The following is a 19,645-nucleotide window of genomic DNA, read 5'->3' on the forward strand; positions in this document are numbered from 1 at the left end:
GGCCTTATCTGGAGCACCTAAAAGTGCCATAGAGGCCAATCTGGACTCCCTGATGACCACCTAACGGTCAAACTCGGGAAACCAAGCGAACAGACAACGTTAAATAACGCCTGTCAGGTGCAAGTCCGACAGGCTGCTAGCCAATGGGCCAGTTTCCAGAACACGACACCATCGATATAGCTGAAGACTTTCGCTTTGAAGTCGATGAACTGATAGAACGCCGCCCAGCCTTTCAGCTTTCGGTTGATGGATTCGACCATGTCGATTTTGCTTTCACTGTAGTTGCCTGACAGCATGGCGGTTATTGATGCTGCAAAGTTACGTGCTTTATCCCGGGGGATTGTCGTCACCACCCGCATCTCGCCATAGCGGCTCCGCTTGCGGATGATGCGGTGACCCAGGAACACGAAGCCGTCGTTCACATGGGTAATCTTGGTTTTGTCCATGTTCAGAGTCAGCTTGAGAGTTCCTTCCAGCATCTCCCGACACTTTTCTCTGATCGCTTCTGCCTGGGCTTTTGTCCCCTTGACGATAACCACAAAATCATCGGCATAGCGGCAGTAGGCGACGGCAGGCTTCCATTGCCAGTCCTCTCGGATAGCTGTGCTTCGGCCGATCTGGATACTGTGGTTCCAGTACCATCGATCCTTCCGAGCCTTTTTGCCAAGGTAGCGCCTATTCAGGTGCTGATCGAATTCATGCAGCATGATATTCGACAGCAGCGGTGATATGACGCCGCCCTGAGGCACACCTTCACTGGCCGCCCGGAAGAGCCCTGCATCAATGTGACCGGCTTTAATAAATCGCCAGAGAAGATTCAGGAAGCGTCGGTCCCTGATTCTGCGGCGTACAGCTTTCATCAGTAGCCGGTGATGCACGGTATCAAAGTAGCTGGACAGATCCCCTTCGATAACCCAGCGACCACGTGTTTCCGTATTGTCTGTCAGTTGCAGTTTCACTGTACGGATCGCGTGGTGAACGCTCCGTTCCGGTCGGAACCCGTAGGAGAGCGTATGGAAGTCGCTTTCCCACATTGGCTCCATCGCCATTAACATGGCCCGTTGAACGATGCGGTCGCGCAGGGTGGGGATGCCCAGTGGCCGTTGCTTGCCGTTGGCCTTCGGGATATAAACCCTTCGAGCCGGTAACGGCTGATAAGCATCAGAGAGTAAATCGTGCCTGATTTGTTTCAAAAGAGCCGGCAGTCTGGCCTGCACAGTCAGCTTGATTTCTCCATCTACCCCGGGCGTGTTTGCCCCTTTGGAAGACAGAGTGACCCGAGCCGCTTCTGCGAGCCAGTCAGGCTGTACTATCAGGCGCAACAACCTATCCACCCGGCGGGCGGGGTCGGCTGTTGTCCAGGTCGCTAGCTTGCGTTGCATTTCGCTGATTATCAAAGGTCTTCACCTTATTTGGTCAGGTAGTTTGCTTGGCAAACACATCTAAACTGCTCCCCTTCGCCATGTAATGGGCTTTCCCCATCGCGGACTACTACGGGAGCTCCGCCAGTCAATTCGGCTTCGGGGTCATGCCCCCTTGGCATCCGATATTGACCTTCCCCGGTTTACCTATCTGGACTCCAGCATGCTGAGGAGGCTGCCCATCGCACTCTTTGCCCTTGCTTGCCGCAAGTTGACAGGAAGCAGCAGTCCGTTCTGTGATGGATACTGCTGACCCGAAGCCCGTGCTACATGTTCGGACTTCTTTGTTCGGCAGCGCTTACTTATCAAACTGCCTCACCTTCCTGTACGGCTTATCAGGTCACGTAAGCCGTGGTGACATTTCAACCCACAGAGGCGGATGAATGGGTTCATGTTCTTCAGCCTTTCAGCACTCAGCCTTGAGGATCATCTTGGCTTAGTGACCTCGCCTCAATCCCCGTTGTCAGCGGGTTACATCACCCTGTGGGCATACCACAGGTCACTGCCGCTCAGGCTCACCACCCTCACAGAGGGTGGGATTAGTTCGCTACTTCCTCATGAAGTACCGGTTCAATATTCCAGATAGACTCGTGGTCCATTTGAGCTTCCATGCTCGCCCTGGACTCCGGGCACACAGTAGGTCACGTCCCAGCACCAGACCTGGTTCGGTCGGCTGGCCTCATGACGGCGTGGTGGGCCGACTCGCCCGGAGTGGCGGGCACCCCGGCGGTGGTTCTCGTTATGCTCGCTCAGAACGCGGTAGAACGAGGATTCCGAGGCGATGTACCACCCATAGTCGTCCATCAGCAGCGGCACGACCTGAGACGGAGGCAGGCTGGCATAATCGGACTGGTGGCAAACGGCCAGAATCATCGCTTTCTCCATGGCGGTCAGTGTGTGAGAGGGCCTGTGCTTCGGGGCTTTGGGTCGACCATCTTCACCACCGGCTTCCCAGCGGCGGTAAGTGTTGGTGCCAATACCCAGTTCGGCACAGGCGCTTTTCAGACGCGCCCCATCGGTACGCGTTTCATCGACCAGCTGCACAGCATACTGGCGATCCAGGGCACTGGTCAGTCGTCCTCGTCCCCCCAGATCGCCTGGGCCTTTTTTCGCAGAGTCAGCAGGGCGGCCGTTTCCGCCAGTGCGGCTTCCTTGCGTTTCAGCTCACGTTCCAGTTGACGGGTGCGCTTTTTCTCGTGCTTGACCGCCTCACGGGAGCGTTTTTCAACCTTTTCATCGCGATCATTGGCGGTTTCACAGCTTTGACGCCAACGGCGGATCTGCTCGGGATAGATGCTACGTTTGCGGCAGTACTCGCCCAGCTCGGACTCACTCAGCGCGGCGGTCTCAAGCACGGCGTTGAACTTATCGCGAGAACTCCAGCCTTCCGGGTCTGAGCCGTGATCTGGTAACAGCTGGCCATTCTTCCGGGCTTCACTGCGCCAGTTGTACAAAGTAGCGTCTGAAATGCCTTCTTCTTCCGCCACTTCGGCAACAGGCCGATTATTCGGTGGCAGTAACTTACGAAGAATGGCTTCTCGGCGTTCCGGTGAATACTTCATGAAAACCTCTGTCTCGCCCCACTTCATTTAGAGAGCCTAACATCGGGTGAGGTTCCAACTACCTTGACAGAGGGGGCATCACAGGCAGGATCGCCAGATGGTGATCAGAGCTGTTGAGCTGGCCGTTTGACAACGCCAAGGGAAAGTCCCGATAATTTTACACTCTGATCGAGGCAGTCAATTCACCAGCGGGAGCCAGTAGTGGGTTACTCTAATTGGCCACTAACATTCGGGCCAAATCAAGCTAGCCAACGCTTGCGGCGGCGGTAGTACTTGGTATCACGAAAGCTTGTACGAGCCATTCCGGAGCCCGCGCCCAAGTAAAATTCCTTGATATCGGTGTTCTGACGCAGAGTTGTTGATTCACCAGACAACACAACCCGTCCATTTTCAAGTACATAGCCGAAATCTGCATGAGCCAGAGCAATGCTTGTGTTCTGTTCCGCTACGATGAAGGTTACGCCTTCGTTATCACGAAGATGAGTAACGATCTGGAAAATCTCTTCGACCAACTGCGGTGCTAATCCCATTGACGGCTCGTCGAGCAGGATCATTTTTGGACGCGCCATTAGCGCTCGCGCGAGCGCCAGCATCTGTTGTTCACCGCCTGACGTGTAACCTGCTATGGATTTCCGGCGCTCCTTAAGACGTGGGAAATACTGGTAAATTCGTTCGAGATCCGCTTGTATTACAGCGGCGCTGGCTCTTCGTACGTAGGAGCCGACGAGTAAATTATCTTCCACGGTCAGGTGCGAGAATACTCGCCGCCCTTCCATTACGTGGGAAATCCCCCGTTCGACTCTGACAGCTGGGGGCAGGTACTCGACCTGTCTACCTTCATAGCAGATCGAACCTCGCGTAACGTCCCCTCGCTCACCTGAAAGGACCCCTGAAATGGATTTGAGTGTCGTGCTCTTTCCCGCACCATTACTTCCCAGTAAGGCGACAATGCCGCCTACCTTGACATGTAGAGAAACACCTTTCAGTACGAGGACAACCCGATTATAGACAACTTCGATGTTTTGGATGGAAATCAGTGTAGGGGTGTTCGGAGAATCATCTACCATCACCTTGCCTCCGGCCTAGAGGAAACGCTGGAGTATGTATATACTCCAGCACGTGGAGTATCAGTCACATTCCTTAACGGGAACGTTTTCACTCTCGGCATACTTCAACGCCGACATCCGATACAAAGGCATTACACGTTCCATATCCGCTTCCATGAAATCGGTGATCTGCACCCATTTCTCGCCGTCCCACTGTTGGACCAGGGAGGACCCTTTACCCTCGTGGTTCATACAGGTAAGGTTAACTGGTGGCATCAGGCCTTCCAGTCCGAGTTCTCTAGTACGCTCCTCAGAAATGGATAGGTTCTTCCATGCCCATTTGGTTTCCTCACCATTTAGAACGCGCTCACCGAAGTTTGCCTGACCCTGTCTCCAGGCTTCGATGATGTAGGCGGCTTCCACCAAGTAACGGTTATAGACCACGGAGCCAATATGGGTGCCGTCGCCCGCCTCCAACCCTTTATCGTAGACATATTTCTGGAGGTCGTCATAAACTTTGAAGTCCTTACCAAGGCCAGTAAATGAAAGCGCCTTAAAGCCTATGGCGTCATCTCCGGCCGACTTCACTGACTCCTCCAATGCGGTCCAGTGACTGCCCACGATGTGCTCCCGGTCGATACCCATCGAAGCCGCAGCGCGCAGTGCCGTAGGCGTCATCACTCCCCAGCCATATAGCGACACCCAATCGGGCTGCATACGGCGAATTTGTAGCCAAACTGACTGTTGCTCCACGCCCGGCGGCGCAATTGGCATCTCCTCCAAGGTAAAACCGTAGTCCTCCGCATAGCCTCTTAGCACGGCCAAGGGCTCCCGTCCATAGGCGGAATCGTGGTAAGCATGGACAATGGTTTTCCCCTTAAGATTGTCCGAACCACCTTCCTGTTCCGCTATGTAACGCATGGCTATGGTCGCGCTTGACCAGTACGTAATCGGGATATTGAAAACCCAGTCAAGAACAGGGCCATAACTTGCGTCCGAGCGTCCGTAACCCATAGTGAAGATCGTGACATTGTCCTGACGCGCACGCGGGATCAGCGCGTAGGCAATGCCGGTCGCGTGGGGCGCAATCGCCGTGATACCACGATCCAGCAGGCGCTCGTAACACTCGATGCCACGTTCAGTGGAGTAGGCGGTTTCGCATTCATCCAACTCGATCTTGACTCCGTTGATCCCACCATCGCGCTCGTTAATCAAAGTCACATAGTCGGCAAATCCGTCAGCCAGACCTCCCGAGGCATAAGGACCGGTTCGATACACTAGGGCCGGAAGATACTGCTTCTCCTGTGCTTGGACTTGTCCAACAAAAATGGCCGTGGCCCCGATAATTATTCCGAGGCTAGCGGTCGTTAACGCTCGAATCAAGGAATTGTTCATGGAATAATCCTCCATATTATTTGTTATGTTCATTATGTTTTTCGGCGATACGACTACTGTTCGTTTTCCGTTCAAGTTCCTCCTCTCATTAAACATTTCGGGCAACCTTAGTAAGGGAACGGCCAAATACGCATTTGCTGCTTGGCTACGCTCAAAATATGGGCTAATCCATGTGGCTCGGCGAGCAAAAAAAGGAGAATCAGCACGCCAAAGGTGAAAGTCTCAACATAGGCGACCATGGCGGTTCCGAGTCCCAGTATGCCGCCAAGGAAACTGAGCGCAAGCGGCATCAAAACAACGAAAGCAGCACCAAGAAAACTCCCGAGAATGGATCCGAGTCCCCCGATAATGACCATGAATAACACGTCGAACGATACATACACGTCGAACGCCGCCGGTTCGAGCTGTCCTAAATAAAGATATCCCCAGAGCACCCCGGCGATTCCGATGAAAAAAGAGCTGACCGCGAATGCCTGCAGTTTGGTGGCCATTGGCCGGATACCGATAATCTCCGCAGCGACGTCCATATCTCGAATTGCCATCCATTTCCGTCCGGTCACGCTGCGCACTATGTTTTTGGCGAGGAGCGTCATGACAATGACCACGACAAGTACGAACAGGTATTTCTCCACTGGTGTATTAATAGTCCAGCCCATAACTGAAATATCCTGCGCCGAGATAACACCGGTAGCGCTATAGTTCAAAAACCACGGCTGCTGTAAAAGCCAGATCAAGAAGAACTGCGCCGCCAGCGTTGTGACTGCGAGGTAGAATCCTTTGATCCTCAGCGCCGGTAGCCCGAATACCACGCCTGTGGCGGATGTAATAAACCCGGCAAGAAGAAACGCTGCTAGCACCGGCATATCTGGAATGCGCTCAATTATGTTCCAGGCCGAAATCGCTCCTACGGCCATAAAACCACCTGTGCCGAGCGAGATTTGTCCGCAGTAACCTACTAGGATGTTTAATCCTACCGCTGCTAATGAATAAATAAGAAATGGCATCAGCAGTGAGTTAATGACGTAAGTCGTAGCCACGAGAGGTATAACCAGAAAGGCGACGGCAAGTATTACGAAAATAGAGATCCGTTCCTGCAACAGCGGGAGCATTGCTTGGTCGGCATCATAGCTCGTCTTAAATTGTCCGGATTTTTTATAGAACATGTCACTAGATCCTTTCGATAATCTTCTCGCCGAATAGCCCCTGCGGCCTGTACAGCATGAAGACCATGGCAATGATGTAGGGGAACCAGTTTCCGATCCCACCGCCGATGAGTGGGCCCAAATACACATTGGCTACCGATTCTCCGGCTCCGATGATCAGGCCTGCGATAATTACGCCCGGAATGGACGTCAAGCCACCTAGAAGTAGTACCGGGAAGGCCTTGAAGGCAACGTCCACCATGATCGGCTGAACGCCGATCGAGCCGCCCCAGATAATGGCAGCAACAATGGCAATTAGGCCGGCAATGGACCACACCACCCACCAGACGGTAGTTAGTCGGATACCCACGGCCTGTGCGGCTTGATGATCGTCCGCTACTGCACGTAAGACCCGCCCCATCTTGGTTTTCTGAGTAAAAAGGACGACGAGTAGAACGACGATAAACCCAATGATGCTTGAATAAACGCGGTACGATTGGAGTAATATGTCGCCGATAAAGACTGGGCCGCGGGGAATTCCGACATTCAGCGTGCGGTTTTCGCTTCCCCAAAACATCTCCGCAAGGCCCAGGAGGATGAAAAATATTCCGATCGTTGCCATGAACGTCAGAATGGGTTCTTGATTGACCATTGGTCGTAGCACGAACCGTTCGATGACCCAGGCGACGCCGATCATAAGTAGTGCAACCAGTGGGATTGCCTGCCACAACGGGATTCCGAATTCTTGGTTGAGGCCAGCAATGAACATGGCCGCGAATAGAACCATTACCGGTTGGGCAAAGTTGAAGATGCCGGAAGCCTTGAAGATTAGAACGAATCCCAGACCCACCGTTGAATACATCAGACCGCCGAGCAGCCCCGTAATAACTACCTCAATGAAGAATGTCACCTCACGCCTCCTCTCCCTGCTTTACACCTAGGTACGCCTCGACGACGTGAGGGTTTATTCGGATTTCATCTGGGGTGCCTTCCCCGATCTTCCCTCCATGGTCCAGAACGACGATCTGATCGGATAGGTCCATAACCACGCCCATATCGTGCTCAATTAGACAAATTGTAACCCCTTTCTGACGATTTACATCGAGAATGAATCGCGCCATATCCTGTTTCTCTTCTAGGTTCATACCAGCCATGGGCTCGTCGAGGAGCAAAAGCTCAGGTTCGGCCGCCAAAGCTCTGCCCAACTCCACCCTTTTCTGCAGCCCGTAAGGAAGTGTGCTCACAATCGACTTCCGATACTGCTGAATCTCCAGAAACTGGATGATGTGCTCGCAGGTTTTTCTGTGATCAAATTCCTCACGCCGCGCACGCCCGAGGAAGAAGGCATTCTCCACCAGTGTGGACTCCGCCTTTAGGTGGCGTCCCGTCATTATGTTCGCGAGGACAGACATTCCCTTGAATAAGGCAATGTTCTGGAATGTGCGTGCGATTCCCTGGCTAGCAGCCCTATGCGGGCGTATTCGGGATCGGCGGTTCCCTTTGTAGATGATGGAGCCGGTTTTCGGGTGGTAGAACCCGTTGATGCAATTCAGCATTGACGATTTCCCGGCCCCGTTCGGCCCGATAATGGAGAAAATTTCACCGCGCCGGACGCTGAAACTAACGTTGTTAAGCGCACGCACGCCTCCAAATGCCAGCTCCACGTTTTCCACGCGCAATAGAACTTCGCCGACGTCTGGATCAACTCGTAATGTTTCCTGTGTCGCCATGGAAATTATCCTGCCTTGCCAATTGAGGGGTGGATGTTAGCGGTGGTGACCCGGAGGTTGGCGGCGAGTATTCCTTTGCTACCGTCTTCATAGGTAACTGGCGCTTCCACATACGTCGTATCATCATCGCCGTAGAGAGATTCGATCATTTCTGCGTAGCGCTCGCTGATGACGTGACGGCGAATCTTTCGAGTTCGGGTTACCTCGCCGTCGTCGGGGTCGAGCTCCTTATGCAGGATTAGAAAACGTGATATCTGGTTGGCCCCCCAATGAGGTTCGACAGCCAACTCCTTGTTCACCGCCTCGATGTGCGCGCGGATAAGCTCATGAACTTCATCCCGCTGGACTAGGTCCACGTAACCAGTAAAGGTCAGGTTTCGTCGTTCCGCCCAGCCACTAATAACATCGAAATCAACATTGACGACAGCGGTAACCGAGGAACGTCCGTCGCCAAAGACGACGGCTTCTTTAATGTACTGATTAAATCTGAGTTTGTTCTCCACGAATTTCGGGCTGAACTCAGTACCATCGTTCAACCTAATCATGTCGCTAGCGCGGTCTATGATGCGCAGATGCCCACTTTCCGTTATCACGCCGATCTCGCCGCTGCGCACCCAGCCCTCTTTGGTCTTTACGCTCCGGGTTGCCGCATCATCATTAAGATACTCCATGAATGTCCCGGGGCTGCGGTAGAGTACCTCTCCGTGTTCATCGATTCGGAGTTCTACCCCTTGATTGGGTGGTCCAACGGTGTCCGGATTCACATCGCAGTCACGCTGATGACAAATAAATCCGGAAGATTCAGTTTGGCAGTAGAACTGCTTTAGGTTGACGCCGATGGCGCGGAAGAATTCGAAGATATCGTTACCGATGGCCTCTCCGCCGGTGTAAGCGACACGGACATGTTGAAGTCCCAACTGGCGACGTAGCGGCGCGTATATGAGCCTGTCACCGATTGCGTACTGAACGCGCTCGCCAAACGAAACTGGCTGCCTATTAAGAATTCGGCTGCCTAAACGTTGAGCCAGCTTCATGTAATAAGTGAACAACTTTCTCCTTACCCTAGAACATGCGTCCATCCTCATGTCGACTTTTGTGATGAAGCTTTCCCAAAGCCGCGGCGGGGCGAGAAAGTAGGTGGGGGCGATCTCTTGTGTATCCGAAAAAACGGTATCCGATGACTCCGGGAAATTCAGACAGAACCCTTTGAGCATGCCATGGCAGTAGTAAAATACGTGGGCGCCCACCCACGCCATCGGTAGATACGCCACCACCTCTTCATGCTCGCCAATGCAGTCCATGTCGGTCGCGCGCTTCGCGGTTTCAAGCAGGTTGCTATAGCTGAGCACCACCCCTCTGGGTGTGCGAGTTGTACCAGCGGTAAACAGAACGACGGCGGGATCGTCGCCGCAGACGATGGAGACTTGCTCTTCGAAAAAGTCAGGGTGCTCTATAAGATAATCACGACCGCGGGCTTGCACGGTTGAAAACGCATGTAACAAGGGGGCTGCGAAATTTTGCAGGCCTCGGGGATCTTTGTAGATAATCGCTTCTAGTGTGGGAAGCCGGTCCTTGATGCTCAGAAGCTTGTCAACTTGCTCTTGGTTCTCTACCACCGCGAAGCGCACTGCTGCATTACTCAGCACATACTGCACCTCATCCACGCTCGCGTCCGGAAAGATGGGGATCGGTACGGCGCCAGTTGTTTGCGACGCCATGAGCGCCCAGTAGAGCTGGGGCCGATTATCTCCTAAGATAGCGACCCTGTCACGGGGCTTTAGGCCCATTGCAGCCAGGCCCGCAGTCAGAGCCCGAACCTCTCCGAAGACTTCCCCCCAGGTCCAGGTCTGCCAGATGCCCAGATTCTTTTCTCGCATTGCCACGTGGTCTGTCCGCTGTTGCGCGTGGTAGATCAGAAGCTTCGGGAAGGTGTCGAGGGCGTCCCTCGAACGCTCATCCATTTTAATGCCTCCTCCTCCGGGAGCTGACAGATTCGTCGCGGTCGGTGCACAGTTCTGGTATAGAGCAGTCCTCCGAAAGTTTTCACTTTTAATCCCCTGAGCAACCTGCGAGTCGGTAGGTCTGGCAGTGAGATTGGGAAAAATCACGTACGTCATCACACTCTCCACTTCTGACAGTTGTTATTTTTGCTAGTGTAGTGCGTTAACTTGTTTGATACTTATAGCGAGCGTCTCAGGGGCTAGTTGCAATGCGCGATCACTGCGCTGGAGCTCTTGGCAAAGGCTTACACCATTCCCGGCGAACTCCTCCTGGTTGGTGCCCGTGGCTCTATAAGTATCAAACAAGTTAACGCGCCACACTAGAAGAACGATCAGCATTATTCATCTAACCAATATAACCCCTTCTTACGAAAGTGGTTGATTTGACCCTGAGTAAACCCCCAGTCCGCTAAAGCATCTCCTCCACCGCCGCCAAGCTCGGGTGCACCGTGCATGACAGAGCCCGGGGTGCGCGAGAACCGTGGAGCGGGTGCGGGCTGGGAGACGCCATCGATTTCTACGAAGGCCTCACGGGCCACGTTATGGGCATGATGCGGTGCTTCCTCGATTCCGAGCACGGGTGCGAAACAGGCGTCTGTTCCCTCCAGCAGTTCAGCCCATTGCGTCTGCGTACGCGCCTTAAAAAGTTTAGTCAGTTCCTCTCGCAACGCTGGCCAGCAGGCGCGATCATGCGGCGCTGACCAGTTCGCGGAATCAATACCGACTCGCTGCAGTAGTTCCCGAAAGAACTTGGGTTCAATGGCACCAATAGCCACGTACTTGTTATCGGCTGTTTCGTATATGTCATACCAGGGTGCGCCGCCGTCCAACTCGTTAGATGCACGTTGATCGGTCCACTCATTCCCTGCGTACCGACCGTACACCATGCTCATGAGTGATGACGCACCATCGGTCATGGCGGCATCGATGACCTGTCCTTGCCCGGAACGGCTGGCCTCCAGCAAGGCGGAAACGATTCCGAACGCGAGATAGGCGGCGCCGCCTGCGTAATCGCCTATCAGGTTCAGCGGAATTGCGGGTGGCGTTCCCGCGCGACCGATCGCGTGAAGCGCTCCGGTGAGGGCAATGTAGTTGATGTCGTGCCCTGCGGCATGAGCCAGCGGTCCATGCTGCCCCCAGCCAGTGATCCGACCAAAGACAAGTCTGGGGTTGCGCTTGAGCATGTCGTCAGGACCGAGGCCTAGGCGCTCCATGACGCCGGGGCGAAACCCTTCAATAAGAGCATCAGCCTTCTCGGCAATCGTCAAAACGGTCTTTACTGTCTCGGAGTCTTTCAGATTCGCCGTAACGCTTCGTCTGCCGCGGCTCGTAACATCGAAACGTGGGTCCAAAGGCAGTCCCAAGTCGGACGCTTGATGACGGTCGATACGTAGCACATCGGCACCGAGGTCAGAGAGCATCATTCCACAGAAAGGTGCGGGGCCGATCCCGCCGATTTCAATGATGCGCAGTCCCTTCAACGGGCCGCTGCGCTTTGCGGCGAATTTTTTCTTGCCTGTTGTCATGATCGAATTGGCTCCGATTTAACCGAGGGGTGAAACACTGACTGAAGAACACATTTATTCCTGAGCTGGGTGCTCAAAGATCAGTGCGTCTTGTTGTGTGTAACATCCCCGTAACCCGAATATTTAGAGGTATTTTTCGGTGCTATTTTTTCTAATTCTATAGACGAATTGTCCGCTATTACTTTCCGGCATGTTTACGGAAATCCGGCTTTCGCTTTTCCTTGAACGCATTAACTCCTTCTTGTGATTCGTCGGTCTGGTAATATAATGCCAACGCCTCGAACCCGAGGTTGCCAATTCCGCGGATACTATCGCTATCTTGGTTAAAGGAGCGTTTCGCTATTGCAAGGGCGGTCGGGCTCTTTTCCAAAATCTCTTTGCACCATAGTTCCACTTCGGCATCCAGCTGTTCCGCCGGGACTACCTTATTTACCAGTCCCATCTGCTCAGCTTCCTGCGCCGAGTAGCGTCGGCATAGGTACCAAATCTCGCGGGCCTTTTTCTCGCCCACTATCCGTGCAAGCAATGCAGTGCCCCAGCCCGGATCCACCGATCCGACTTTGGGACCGACCTGGCCCAAGCTCGCGCTTTCCGATGCAATTGCGAGATCGCAGACTGTGACCAGAACATTGCCTCCGCCGACGGCGAAGCCGTTAACTCGCGCAATAACCGGCTTTCTGCAGTCGCGGACTGCACTCTGCATTTCTTCAACTGGTAAACCGATAACGCCGCGACCGCCATAGCCCCCGGAATGACTGGATTGATCACCGCCTGTGCAGAACGCCTTTTCACCTGCACCTGTTAGCACCACGACGCCAACGGTAGAGTCATGGTCGGCATCTTTCATTGCCGCGATGAATTCCTCACAGGTTTGGGCGCGAAACGCGTTGTATACGTCCGGGCGATTGAGGGTGATCCTGGCAATGCCGTCGCGTTTCTCATACAGAATATCGGTGAAACTCATGGCTATTTTCTTCCTCTTGTAGTTGGGGCAGACATACTCTCGCGAGCATCAGCTTTTTGGCGGAGAACCGCGATACCGTGGCCTCTCGCCTCCGAGTATTCCTTCTGAAATCTGTTAACGATGTCCTTGACCGTGGGGACATCGTGAATTGACCCAACGCCCTGACCCGCTGTCCAAATATCGCGCCAGGCCTTGGCCTCGTGGTTGAACTCCTCGCCCAGGTCAATTTTGTCCTTGACCGGGAGGTTGTCCGGATCCAGGCCATTATCGGAAATGCTCTTGCGCAGCATATTGGCGGGTATTCCAGAAAACGCCGGGGTATACACCAGGTCCTGCGCATTGCTTTCGATCAGCATCTGTTTGTAATCGTCAACCGCCATGCTCTCACGGCAGGCAATAAAGCGTGTACCCAGATACGCGAAATCCGCTCCAAGAGCTTCAGCCGCATAAACGGACCGGCCATCAGAAATGCACCCAGCCAAGGCTATCGGGCCGTCATAGAACTCGCGTACTTGGGGCACGAAGGCAAACGGATTCATTAAGCCTGCATGGCCGCCAGCTCCCCCGCACACCAGAATCAGCCCGTCAACACCTGCGTTAACGGCTTTTCTGGCCCACTCCACAGTCGTGACATCATGGAACACTAACCCTCCGTAGGAATGCACCCGTTTCGCGATATCCGAGGGATTGCCTACACTGGTGATAACCAGTGGCACCCGAAATTCCTCAACTAGCTTCATGTCCTCTTCTAGACGGCTATTCGTGCGATGGGCAATGATATTGACCCCGTACGGTGCCGACAAACTCGTCGGGTGCTCTCGATCGTGGACCTCCAGTTCAGCGGAAATCTGCGTTAGCCACTCCTCAAGTTTCTCCACTTTCCGAACGTTGAGCGCGGGGAAGGTTCCGACAATACCCTGCTTGCAACAGTTGATAACCAACTCCGGTCCGGATACCAAAAAGAGCGGCGCGGCGATAACCGGAAGTGTGAGACGTTTTTGGAATGCTACTGGGATCGACACGAAAGAATCTCCTGCATGTCCGTTGGAATAATGATCCGCTAATGCGGATGGCCTAATCGGAAGATCGGGTTCCGTATTCTTCGATGTTCAATGCAAACTCGACAGCCTCGTAGACACCTTGGGCCAACAACCCCGGTTCATAGGCATCCGAAATCCAACCGGTGACGTCGATTTGCACTGGCATAGTTTGCCAGTGCCGTGAATCCTCATAGGACGCGTCGGCTCCGCGACCTACTACGAGCCTTTCGGCCTCGGCGATACAGGGGGTCTCGTAGGGAGATGAAACCCCGGTCTTAATGCTGCCGCCCAGAGAGGCCAGCCTGCGTCGTGACACCTCACGGAATCCCGGATGTGCATCGACCGCGAGGTCGCGCCCGGTGGATAGTAAACTCACCTGCGCACCGTCGTTAGCCAGCTTGATGGCAGTCTCGGCAGAGCAGAGGTCATCGCCAATCACTACCACCCGACCGGCCCCGGCAGGATTCTTGGGCTCGGCAAGTACATTGAGTACGGTATCCGTTGGGATGCCAGTGTCGCGGTCCGGTAACTTACTAGGGGCATAGGTGCGGGTTGCCCACACCTGATCACAGTCGGCTGCGACTGGCGGGGATTCATCGAATACGACACCAGCCAACTCCGCCCTCCGAATAATCGCGGCTGTCGTCTCAGCGATTTCCTCCTGACCAGGGACTTGGCTGCGGTAATGCCAGCAGCCGCCAAGCAGATTTTTCGCCCCATGAACACTGACGTTGTGACCACGAGATGCGGCCACCCATGCCGCTGTCAGCGTTGCATATCCACCGCCAAAAAAAGCTATGCGTTGCGCTTTAGCTTGTTTCTTGAATAGAAATTGAACCTCACGTCCAATTGCGGGGTTAATGGGGCATATGCTTTTCGGACGAGCAGTTCGGCCAAGACAGAGATTGCAGCCCATACAGGAGATAATTTCGCCTTCCTTGCCTTCGAAAACCTTACGCGGGAGATCGGGATCGGCCATGCCAGCGCGGCCAAAAGCGGCTAAATCGATGAGGCCATCGGCCAGCGCGGACTCCGCGACCTCGGCCCGCTTGATGCGGCCGACACCCACGACAGGCAAAACCCCGGCCCTGCGGACCGCGCCGGCAATATGAAGCCACTGCCCCTCGGGCTCGCCCGATACCATGGACAAGCGATTGAAGGATTCGTAGACGCCCACCGAAACGCTTAGCACGTCGATTTTGTGCTCCGCCAAAACCGACGCGATTCGGATGCTCTCTGCAATCGTTAAGCCATCGTCGACAAATTCTTCGGCGCTTATCCGAACCATTACTGGGAAACTCCTCCCCAATCGATACTTGATACCATCGACAATGTTCAGCAGGAAACGTAGGCGATTATCCAGCGATCCACCGTAGTGATCCTGACGGTGGTTTGAATAAGCTGATAAGAAGGCTGCGACAAGGTAGCCATGTGCTGCGTGCACCTCCACACCGTCGAAACCGGCCTCGGCAGCGCGGGCCGCAGCATCGATATAAGCCTGTTCGAGTTCGCTGATCTCGTCGATTTTCAACTCTCGCGGCATTTCGCGATTTAGGGGGCAAGGTATGGCGGAAGGCGCGACCAGCGACATACCGGTAATCTTACTTCTTGTCTGACGCCCGGCGTGACTGAGTTGTGCGAAGACTACAGCGCCGTTTTGCTGACCGGCTTTGGCCAAATTACGCAATCCCTGTATGCGGCTGTCGCTTTCGGCCATTACCATGTTTGGCATGACACGCCCGCTCGGGTGCACCCCGAGGTTCTCACTGACCAGCAGGCCGAAGCCGCCCTCAGCTCTCATTCGAAAGTACGTGCAGAGTTCATCGGTAACGGAACCGTCCGCGGCGCCGAAGTTTGTGGTCAGCGCGGGAAATAGGAATCGGTTCTTCACCGTCCGCGTGCCCACCCGGAAAGGGCTGAATAGGTGCGGGTAGCGGGGATTGGGCGTTTGCATATCCACTAGCCCTTTCCTTTCACAAAGGCGGATAAGCGGGAGTGGTGGTCCTCAGTCTGGAAGAGATAGCTCTGCACATAGCCCTCGTAAGCAAGACTTACTTCCCAGCTGGTTTCCTCCCCTCGCACCAGTGCCATCTTGGTTGCGGCGGCAGCGCGGCGGGGATTTGCCGAAATCACCTGTCGTGCAATCTCCTCTGCTCTTGCCAGCAACGCGTCCCGAGGTAATACCTCAAGGAAAATTCCAAGTTTCTCGGCTTCATCGGCTTTGACATGGGCACCTGTCAGCATTAAATAACGTGCCCGCATCGAACCAACCAGACGGGGCAGGGTATATGCGCACCCCATGTCGGCACCGCAAGCGCCGATACGGCCGAAGGCGAAGTACAGGCTTGCTTCTTCGGCACCTATTATGATGTCGCAGGCCAGCGCAAGGGCTGCACCGCCGCCTACCGAAACGCCATTCACAGCAGCAATGACGGGGAGCTCAAGTTGGCGGAGTCGAGTTGAGACCTTGTTAAAGTCACGCACGAGGCGGAACTGAAATTCTATATCCATCGGCTCGACGCTGACCACTTCGCCGACCTCCGCACCCGCGCAGAACGCAGGGCCATTGCCGCTTAAAACGATCGCGAATACCTCCTGATCGCGCTCTAGATCATCCAAAATCCGCAGCATTTTTTCGGAAAAAGCCCTACCCAACGGGTTTCGCTGGTCTGGGCGATTCAATAACACGATCGCGACGCCGTCGCGCTTCTCGACCAACAGTTCCGAATCAGATTCAACGACTGAAGTGGTAGACATCATTCCAGGTGCTCTCCGTACCGGGTTAGTGGTGGTGCGCTGGCCCTCTAGTTAGGTCAACCTCTCTTCAGGTGGTCGCCTTTTCACGCTTCGCCATGTCGCGCAACATGAAGCGACGTATCTTGCCACTGGCAGTCAGCGGCATCTCGTCGAGAAAGAAAATGCTCCGAGGGACCTTGTAGCGAGCGAGCCGCTTCTCGCAGAAGGCGATGATCGACTCTGCCGAGGTTTCGATATTCGGATTCTGAACGACGAAAGCGTGTACTTCTTCTCCCCGCGTTTCATGCGGCACGCCTATGACTGCGACCGAGGCCACGGCCGGATGCTCATTAATTTCGTTTTCCACTTCCTTGGGAAATACATTGAGACCGTTGGTAACGATCATGTCCTTGATGCGATCGAGGATGTAGACATTTCCTGCCTCGTCGACCGTGCCGACATCGCCCGTGTGAAGCCAGCCATCGCGTATTGTTCGATCCGTCAACTCAGGCTGACGCCAGTATCCGAGCATGAACGTCGGAGAGCGGAACAGGAGCTCTCCCGGTGTACCGACTGGGGCTTCCTCGCCCGAAGGCAACATCACTCGAATGTCGAATCCCGGTAAGGGGGGACCACAGGAGCCCTCGGCAGCGGCTTGTCCGGGCAACTGCACGCAGGCAACGGTGGTGATTTCCGAGAGCCCGTAGCTTTCGACTGTATCGATGTCCAGTTCATCCTTTAGGCGGCGTTTCATACTCACCGAGACAGGACCGCCTCCCACATCAATTAGCCGCAAGCTGGAGAGGTCTCGACCTTCCAGCATGCTGGTGTCGAACATGCGCGAGAACATGGTCGGTACACCCGTAAGCACGGAAATTCGCTCGCGCTCGATAAGATCCAGCGCTATCTCGGGATCGAATGCAGGCAGAACGAGCATTCGAGCGTGCACCAGTGCGCTATAGAGAAAATCGAAGCTGTAACCGTAGAGATGGAATGAGGGCAATAGGGTGATGAATCGATCGGACTGGCGATAGCCCAAAATCTTGATCACAGTTTCGGCGTTATCAATTAAACATCGGTGCCTAAGGACGATGCCTTTAGGCTGGCCAGTGGTGCCCGAGCTGTAAATGATGAGCGCAGCGCTTTCAGGATCGCTGAAGGAAGCATCGAGCGGTGGGTTGCCCGAAACCGTCTCCTCGTAGTCGGCCCAACCTTCGACCGAACCGTCGGTAATCAGCCTTCGCACCGAATGCTGCTCGCATAACGAGTTGGGCAAGCGCAATGCCTGTTCACCGTTGGCAATGACAACCTTGGGAGTACAATCTAAGAACAGTTTTTCGACCTCGTGGGCCGTGCTCTGAACATTGATAGGCACTGCAATGCCGCCCACCAGAGCGACGCCGATATAGAACTCGTAAAGCGTACGGCAGTTGTACATGAACGAGGCGACACGGTCACCAGGTTTCACTCCTTGTTGGCGAAGCGCGGAGGCGAGTCGTCGCCCGCGCTCGAATGTCTCACTGTAAGAAATTTCAGAGCCGTCGGTTAATACAAGATGCGTCCGCATTCCCGATTCATTGGATGCCTGTTCGAAAATTGCATCAATGGTTTTCTTTTTAGCTGACATATCGCTTTCCTCTGTAGCTATCGCCCCACGAACTGACCTTTCCGATGCTCAACGAATGAACGCACACCTTCTTTAAAGTCTTCTGAATCCGTCAGACGGGAGAGCAATGAAGGAAGCTCACGAACGCAGGCATCCACTCCGTGAATAACAGCGGTCTGAGCTGACTGACGCATCGCCGTTACCGCTAGCGGAGCTTGGTGAGCAACGCGCTCTGCGAGTTCGAGAGCGCGTTGCAGCTGATTGCCGTCCGCGGTGATATCCTGAACAAAACCCAAACGGAGTGCCTCCTTGGCATCGAATTCATCCCCAGTGAGCAGATAGCGCATCGCATTCCCCCATCCGGCACGTTCGGGCATGCGCAGAGTGGCACCGCAGAAAGCAATAGTGCCCCGTTTGACTTCGAGTTGTGAGAATCGAGTGGACTCGGCCGCCACTACTATATCGGTGGCGAGCATCAACTCGATGCCCAACGTAAAACAGACCCCCTGCACCGCAGCGATCATGGGTTTTCGTCGGAGTGGAGGATGAAGCCCGACTGGGTCGATCAACCCATCGGGAAACAGTTGCGCATCAAGTTCGACTCCGGCCAAGTCTAGCCCCGAGCAGAAGTGATCCCCCGCGCTATGTAGCACTGCACATCGATAGTCCGGGCTTGCTTCGTAGATCGTATAAGCATCGGCAAGCTGTCCAAGCATGGTGGGCGTGAAACTGTTGCGTTTGCGCTCACGATCTATCTGGATGAGCAGGATGTGACCATGGTCATGCAGGGTAATTCGCCCTTCGGGTGGCGCTTGGTCGTTCGATGTTCCCGCAGTCTTCATTTTTGACTCCATGCCGACAAGCGATGATGAGCGGCTGAGCTAAAGAAATAATATAACGAATGGTAGGTAAAAAATTTGGCGAACGCAACATTTTTTTGAGTGGTGCGCCGGGCATGGCGCGTAGCGCCTTGACGGGCGCTGTTCCGGCACAGGTGGTGCTGGCCGGATGACTTGGGGGTGCAAGTCCCCTGTGGGTCCGGTAAAGGGAACACTGATATGTTTTGACCTGTCAAATGGTTGCACCTCCAGTTAAGCACGTTGGATCAGAGCACGGCCAGGCAGTTTGCGACGGTGGATCATACTGATATACGTGGATTGGTTACCGACCTGACTTCACTACGTCGCGGAGCTGGCCTTTCTCTAGTGTGCCTTAACAAAAGTTCATCGATATAATTACAGCTCAAGAGTTGTGAATGGCGGTGGAAAAACGCGCATATTTGGCTGCGAACGATTTGCCCTCTTGCGACGACCCGCCTCTTTATGCTAGGGGCGAGCCAGACGAAGCGGAAAGCCCATAGCGGCCGGAAACTGCAATGCCCGTAGGTGGGTCCAGGAGGAGTCCCGAGCGCGCGAGGGAAGCTCCTGGAGGCTCCTACGGGCATGCGGATAATTTTAGCCATGGGGTTGTCGCGCGT

15 protein-coding genes and 2 pseudogenes are annotated in these 19,645 nt (G+C 54.5%); 1 reads left to right on the plus strand and 16 read right to left on the minus strand.

Going from position 1 to position 19,645, the window contains the following annotated elements; all coding sequences use genetic code 11:
• Positions 1-134: 134 nt before the first annotated feature.
• The 3 genes and pseudogenes from ltrA to ABJM11_RS07770 form a co-directional block, all read right to left on the minus strand.
• Positions 135-1,397 (minus strand): annotated as a pseudogene (ltrA, locus tag ABJM11_RS07760) (group II intron reverse transcriptase/maturase); the annotation flags it as partial.
• A gap of 594 nt (positions 1,398-1,991) precedes the next feature.
• A complete protein-coding gene (locus ABJM11_RS07765) occupies positions 1,992-2,465 on the minus strand; it encodes a hypothetical protein (RefSeq protein WP_348296734.1) in 474 nt (157 codons plus the stop codon).
• Positions 2,466-2,491: 26 nt separating this feature from the next.
• Complete coding sequence (locus tag ABJM11_RS07770; protein WP_348296735.1) at positions 2,492-2,983, minus strand: transposase; 492 nt, start codon at positions 2,981-2,983, stop codon at positions 2,492-2,494.
• Positions 2,984-3,059: 76 nt separating this feature from the next.
• Between ABJM11_RS07770 and ABJM11_RS07775 the strand changes: the two are divergent.
• Positions 3,060-3,176, plus strand: a pseudogene (locus ABJM11_RS07775) (IS3 family transposase); the annotation flags it as partial.
• A gap of 46 nt (positions 3,177-3,222) precedes the next feature.
• Here the strand turns inward: ABJM11_RS07775 and ABJM11_RS07780 are convergent.
• From ABJM11_RS07780 to ABJM11_RS07840, 13 genes are all read right to left on the minus strand, one after another.
• Positions 3,223-4,050 carry an ABC transporter ATP-binding protein gene (locus ABJM11_RS07780; RefSeq protein WP_348296736.1) on the minus strand — a complete coding sequence of 276 codons (828 nt, stop codon included), beginning with the start codon at positions 4,048-4,050 and terminating at the stop codon, positions 3,223-3,225.
• 60 nt (positions 4,051-4,110) lie between these two features.
• Positions 4,111-5,424: an ABC transporter substrate-binding protein gene (locus ABJM11_RS07785; RefSeq protein WP_348296737.1), complete on the minus strand. Its 1,314-nt coding sequence runs from the start codon at positions 5,422-5,424 to the stop codon at positions 4,111-4,113.
• A gap of 107 nt (positions 5,425-5,531) precedes the next feature.
• Positions 5,532-6,587, minus strand: coding sequence for a branched-chain amino acid ABC transporter permease (locus ABJM11_RS07790; protein ID WP_348296738.1), 1,056 nt, complete (start codon positions 6,585-6,587; stop codon positions 5,532-5,534).
• 4 nt (positions 6,588-6,591) lie between these two features.
• Positions 6,592-7,476: a branched-chain amino acid ABC transporter permease gene (locus ABJM11_RS07795; RefSeq protein ID WP_348296739.1), complete on the minus strand. Its 885-nt coding sequence runs from the start codon at positions 7,474-7,476 to the stop codon at positions 6,592-6,594.
• Between the two features lies 1 nt (position 7,477).
• Entirely contained in the window at positions 7,478-8,296 is an 819-nt protein-coding gene (locus ABJM11_RS07800; RefSeq protein ID WP_348296740.1) for an ABC transporter ATP-binding protein, read from the minus strand.
• 5 nt (positions 8,297-8,301) lie between these two features.
• Entirely contained in the window at positions 8,302-10,257 is a 1,956-nt protein-coding gene (locus tag ABJM11_RS07805; RefSeq protein WP_348296741.1) for an AMP-binding protein, read from the minus strand.
• A 377-nt stretch (positions 10,258-10,634) separates the two neighbouring features.
• Positions 10,635-11,822 carry a CaiB/BaiF CoA-transferase family protein gene (locus ABJM11_RS07810; RefSeq protein WP_348296742.1) on the minus strand — a complete coding sequence of 396 codons (1,188 nt, stop codon included), beginning with the start codon at positions 11,820-11,822 and terminating at the stop codon, positions 10,635-10,637.
• A 178-nt stretch (positions 11,823-12,000) separates the two neighbouring features.
• Complete coding sequence (locus ABJM11_RS07815) at positions 12,001-12,786, minus strand: enoyl-CoA hydratase-related protein (protein ID WP_348296743.1); 786 nt, start codon at positions 12,784-12,786, stop codon at positions 12,001-12,003.
• A 2-nt stretch (positions 12,787-12,788) separates the two neighbouring features.
• Complete coding sequence (locus ABJM11_RS07820) at positions 12,789-13,808, minus strand: nitronate monooxygenase family protein (protein WP_348296744.1); 1,020 nt, start codon at positions 13,806-13,808, stop codon at positions 12,789-12,791.
• Between the two features lie 52 nt (positions 13,809-13,860).
• Complete coding sequence (locus ABJM11_RS07825; protein ID WP_348296748.1) at positions 13,861-15,780, minus strand: hypothetical protein; 1,920 nt, start codon at positions 15,778-15,780, stop codon at positions 13,861-13,863.
• Positions 15,781-15,785: 5 nt separating this feature from the next.
• A complete protein-coding gene (locus ABJM11_RS07830) occupies positions 15,786-16,586 on the minus strand; it encodes an enoyl-CoA hydratase/isomerase family protein (RefSeq protein ID WP_348296745.1) in 801 nt (266 codons plus the stop codon).
• Positions 16,587-16,650: 64 nt separating this feature from the next.
• Entirely contained in the window at positions 16,651-18,189 is a 1,539-nt protein-coding gene (locus tag ABJM11_RS07835) for an AMP-binding protein (protein ID WP_348296746.1), read from the minus strand.
• A gap of 17 nt (positions 18,190-18,206) precedes the next feature.
• Complete coding sequence (locus tag ABJM11_RS07840) at positions 18,207-19,010, minus strand: crotonase/enoyl-CoA hydratase family protein (protein ID WP_348296747.1); 804 nt, start codon at positions 19,008-19,010, stop codon at positions 18,207-18,209.
• Positions 19,011-19,645 lie beyond the last annotated feature (635 nt).

The sequence above is a fragment of the Marinobacter sp. genome, assembly GCF_039977835.1.
Classification (GTDB): domain Bacteria; phylum Pseudomonadota; class Gammaproteobacteria; order Pseudomonadales; family Oleiphilaceae; genus Marinobacter.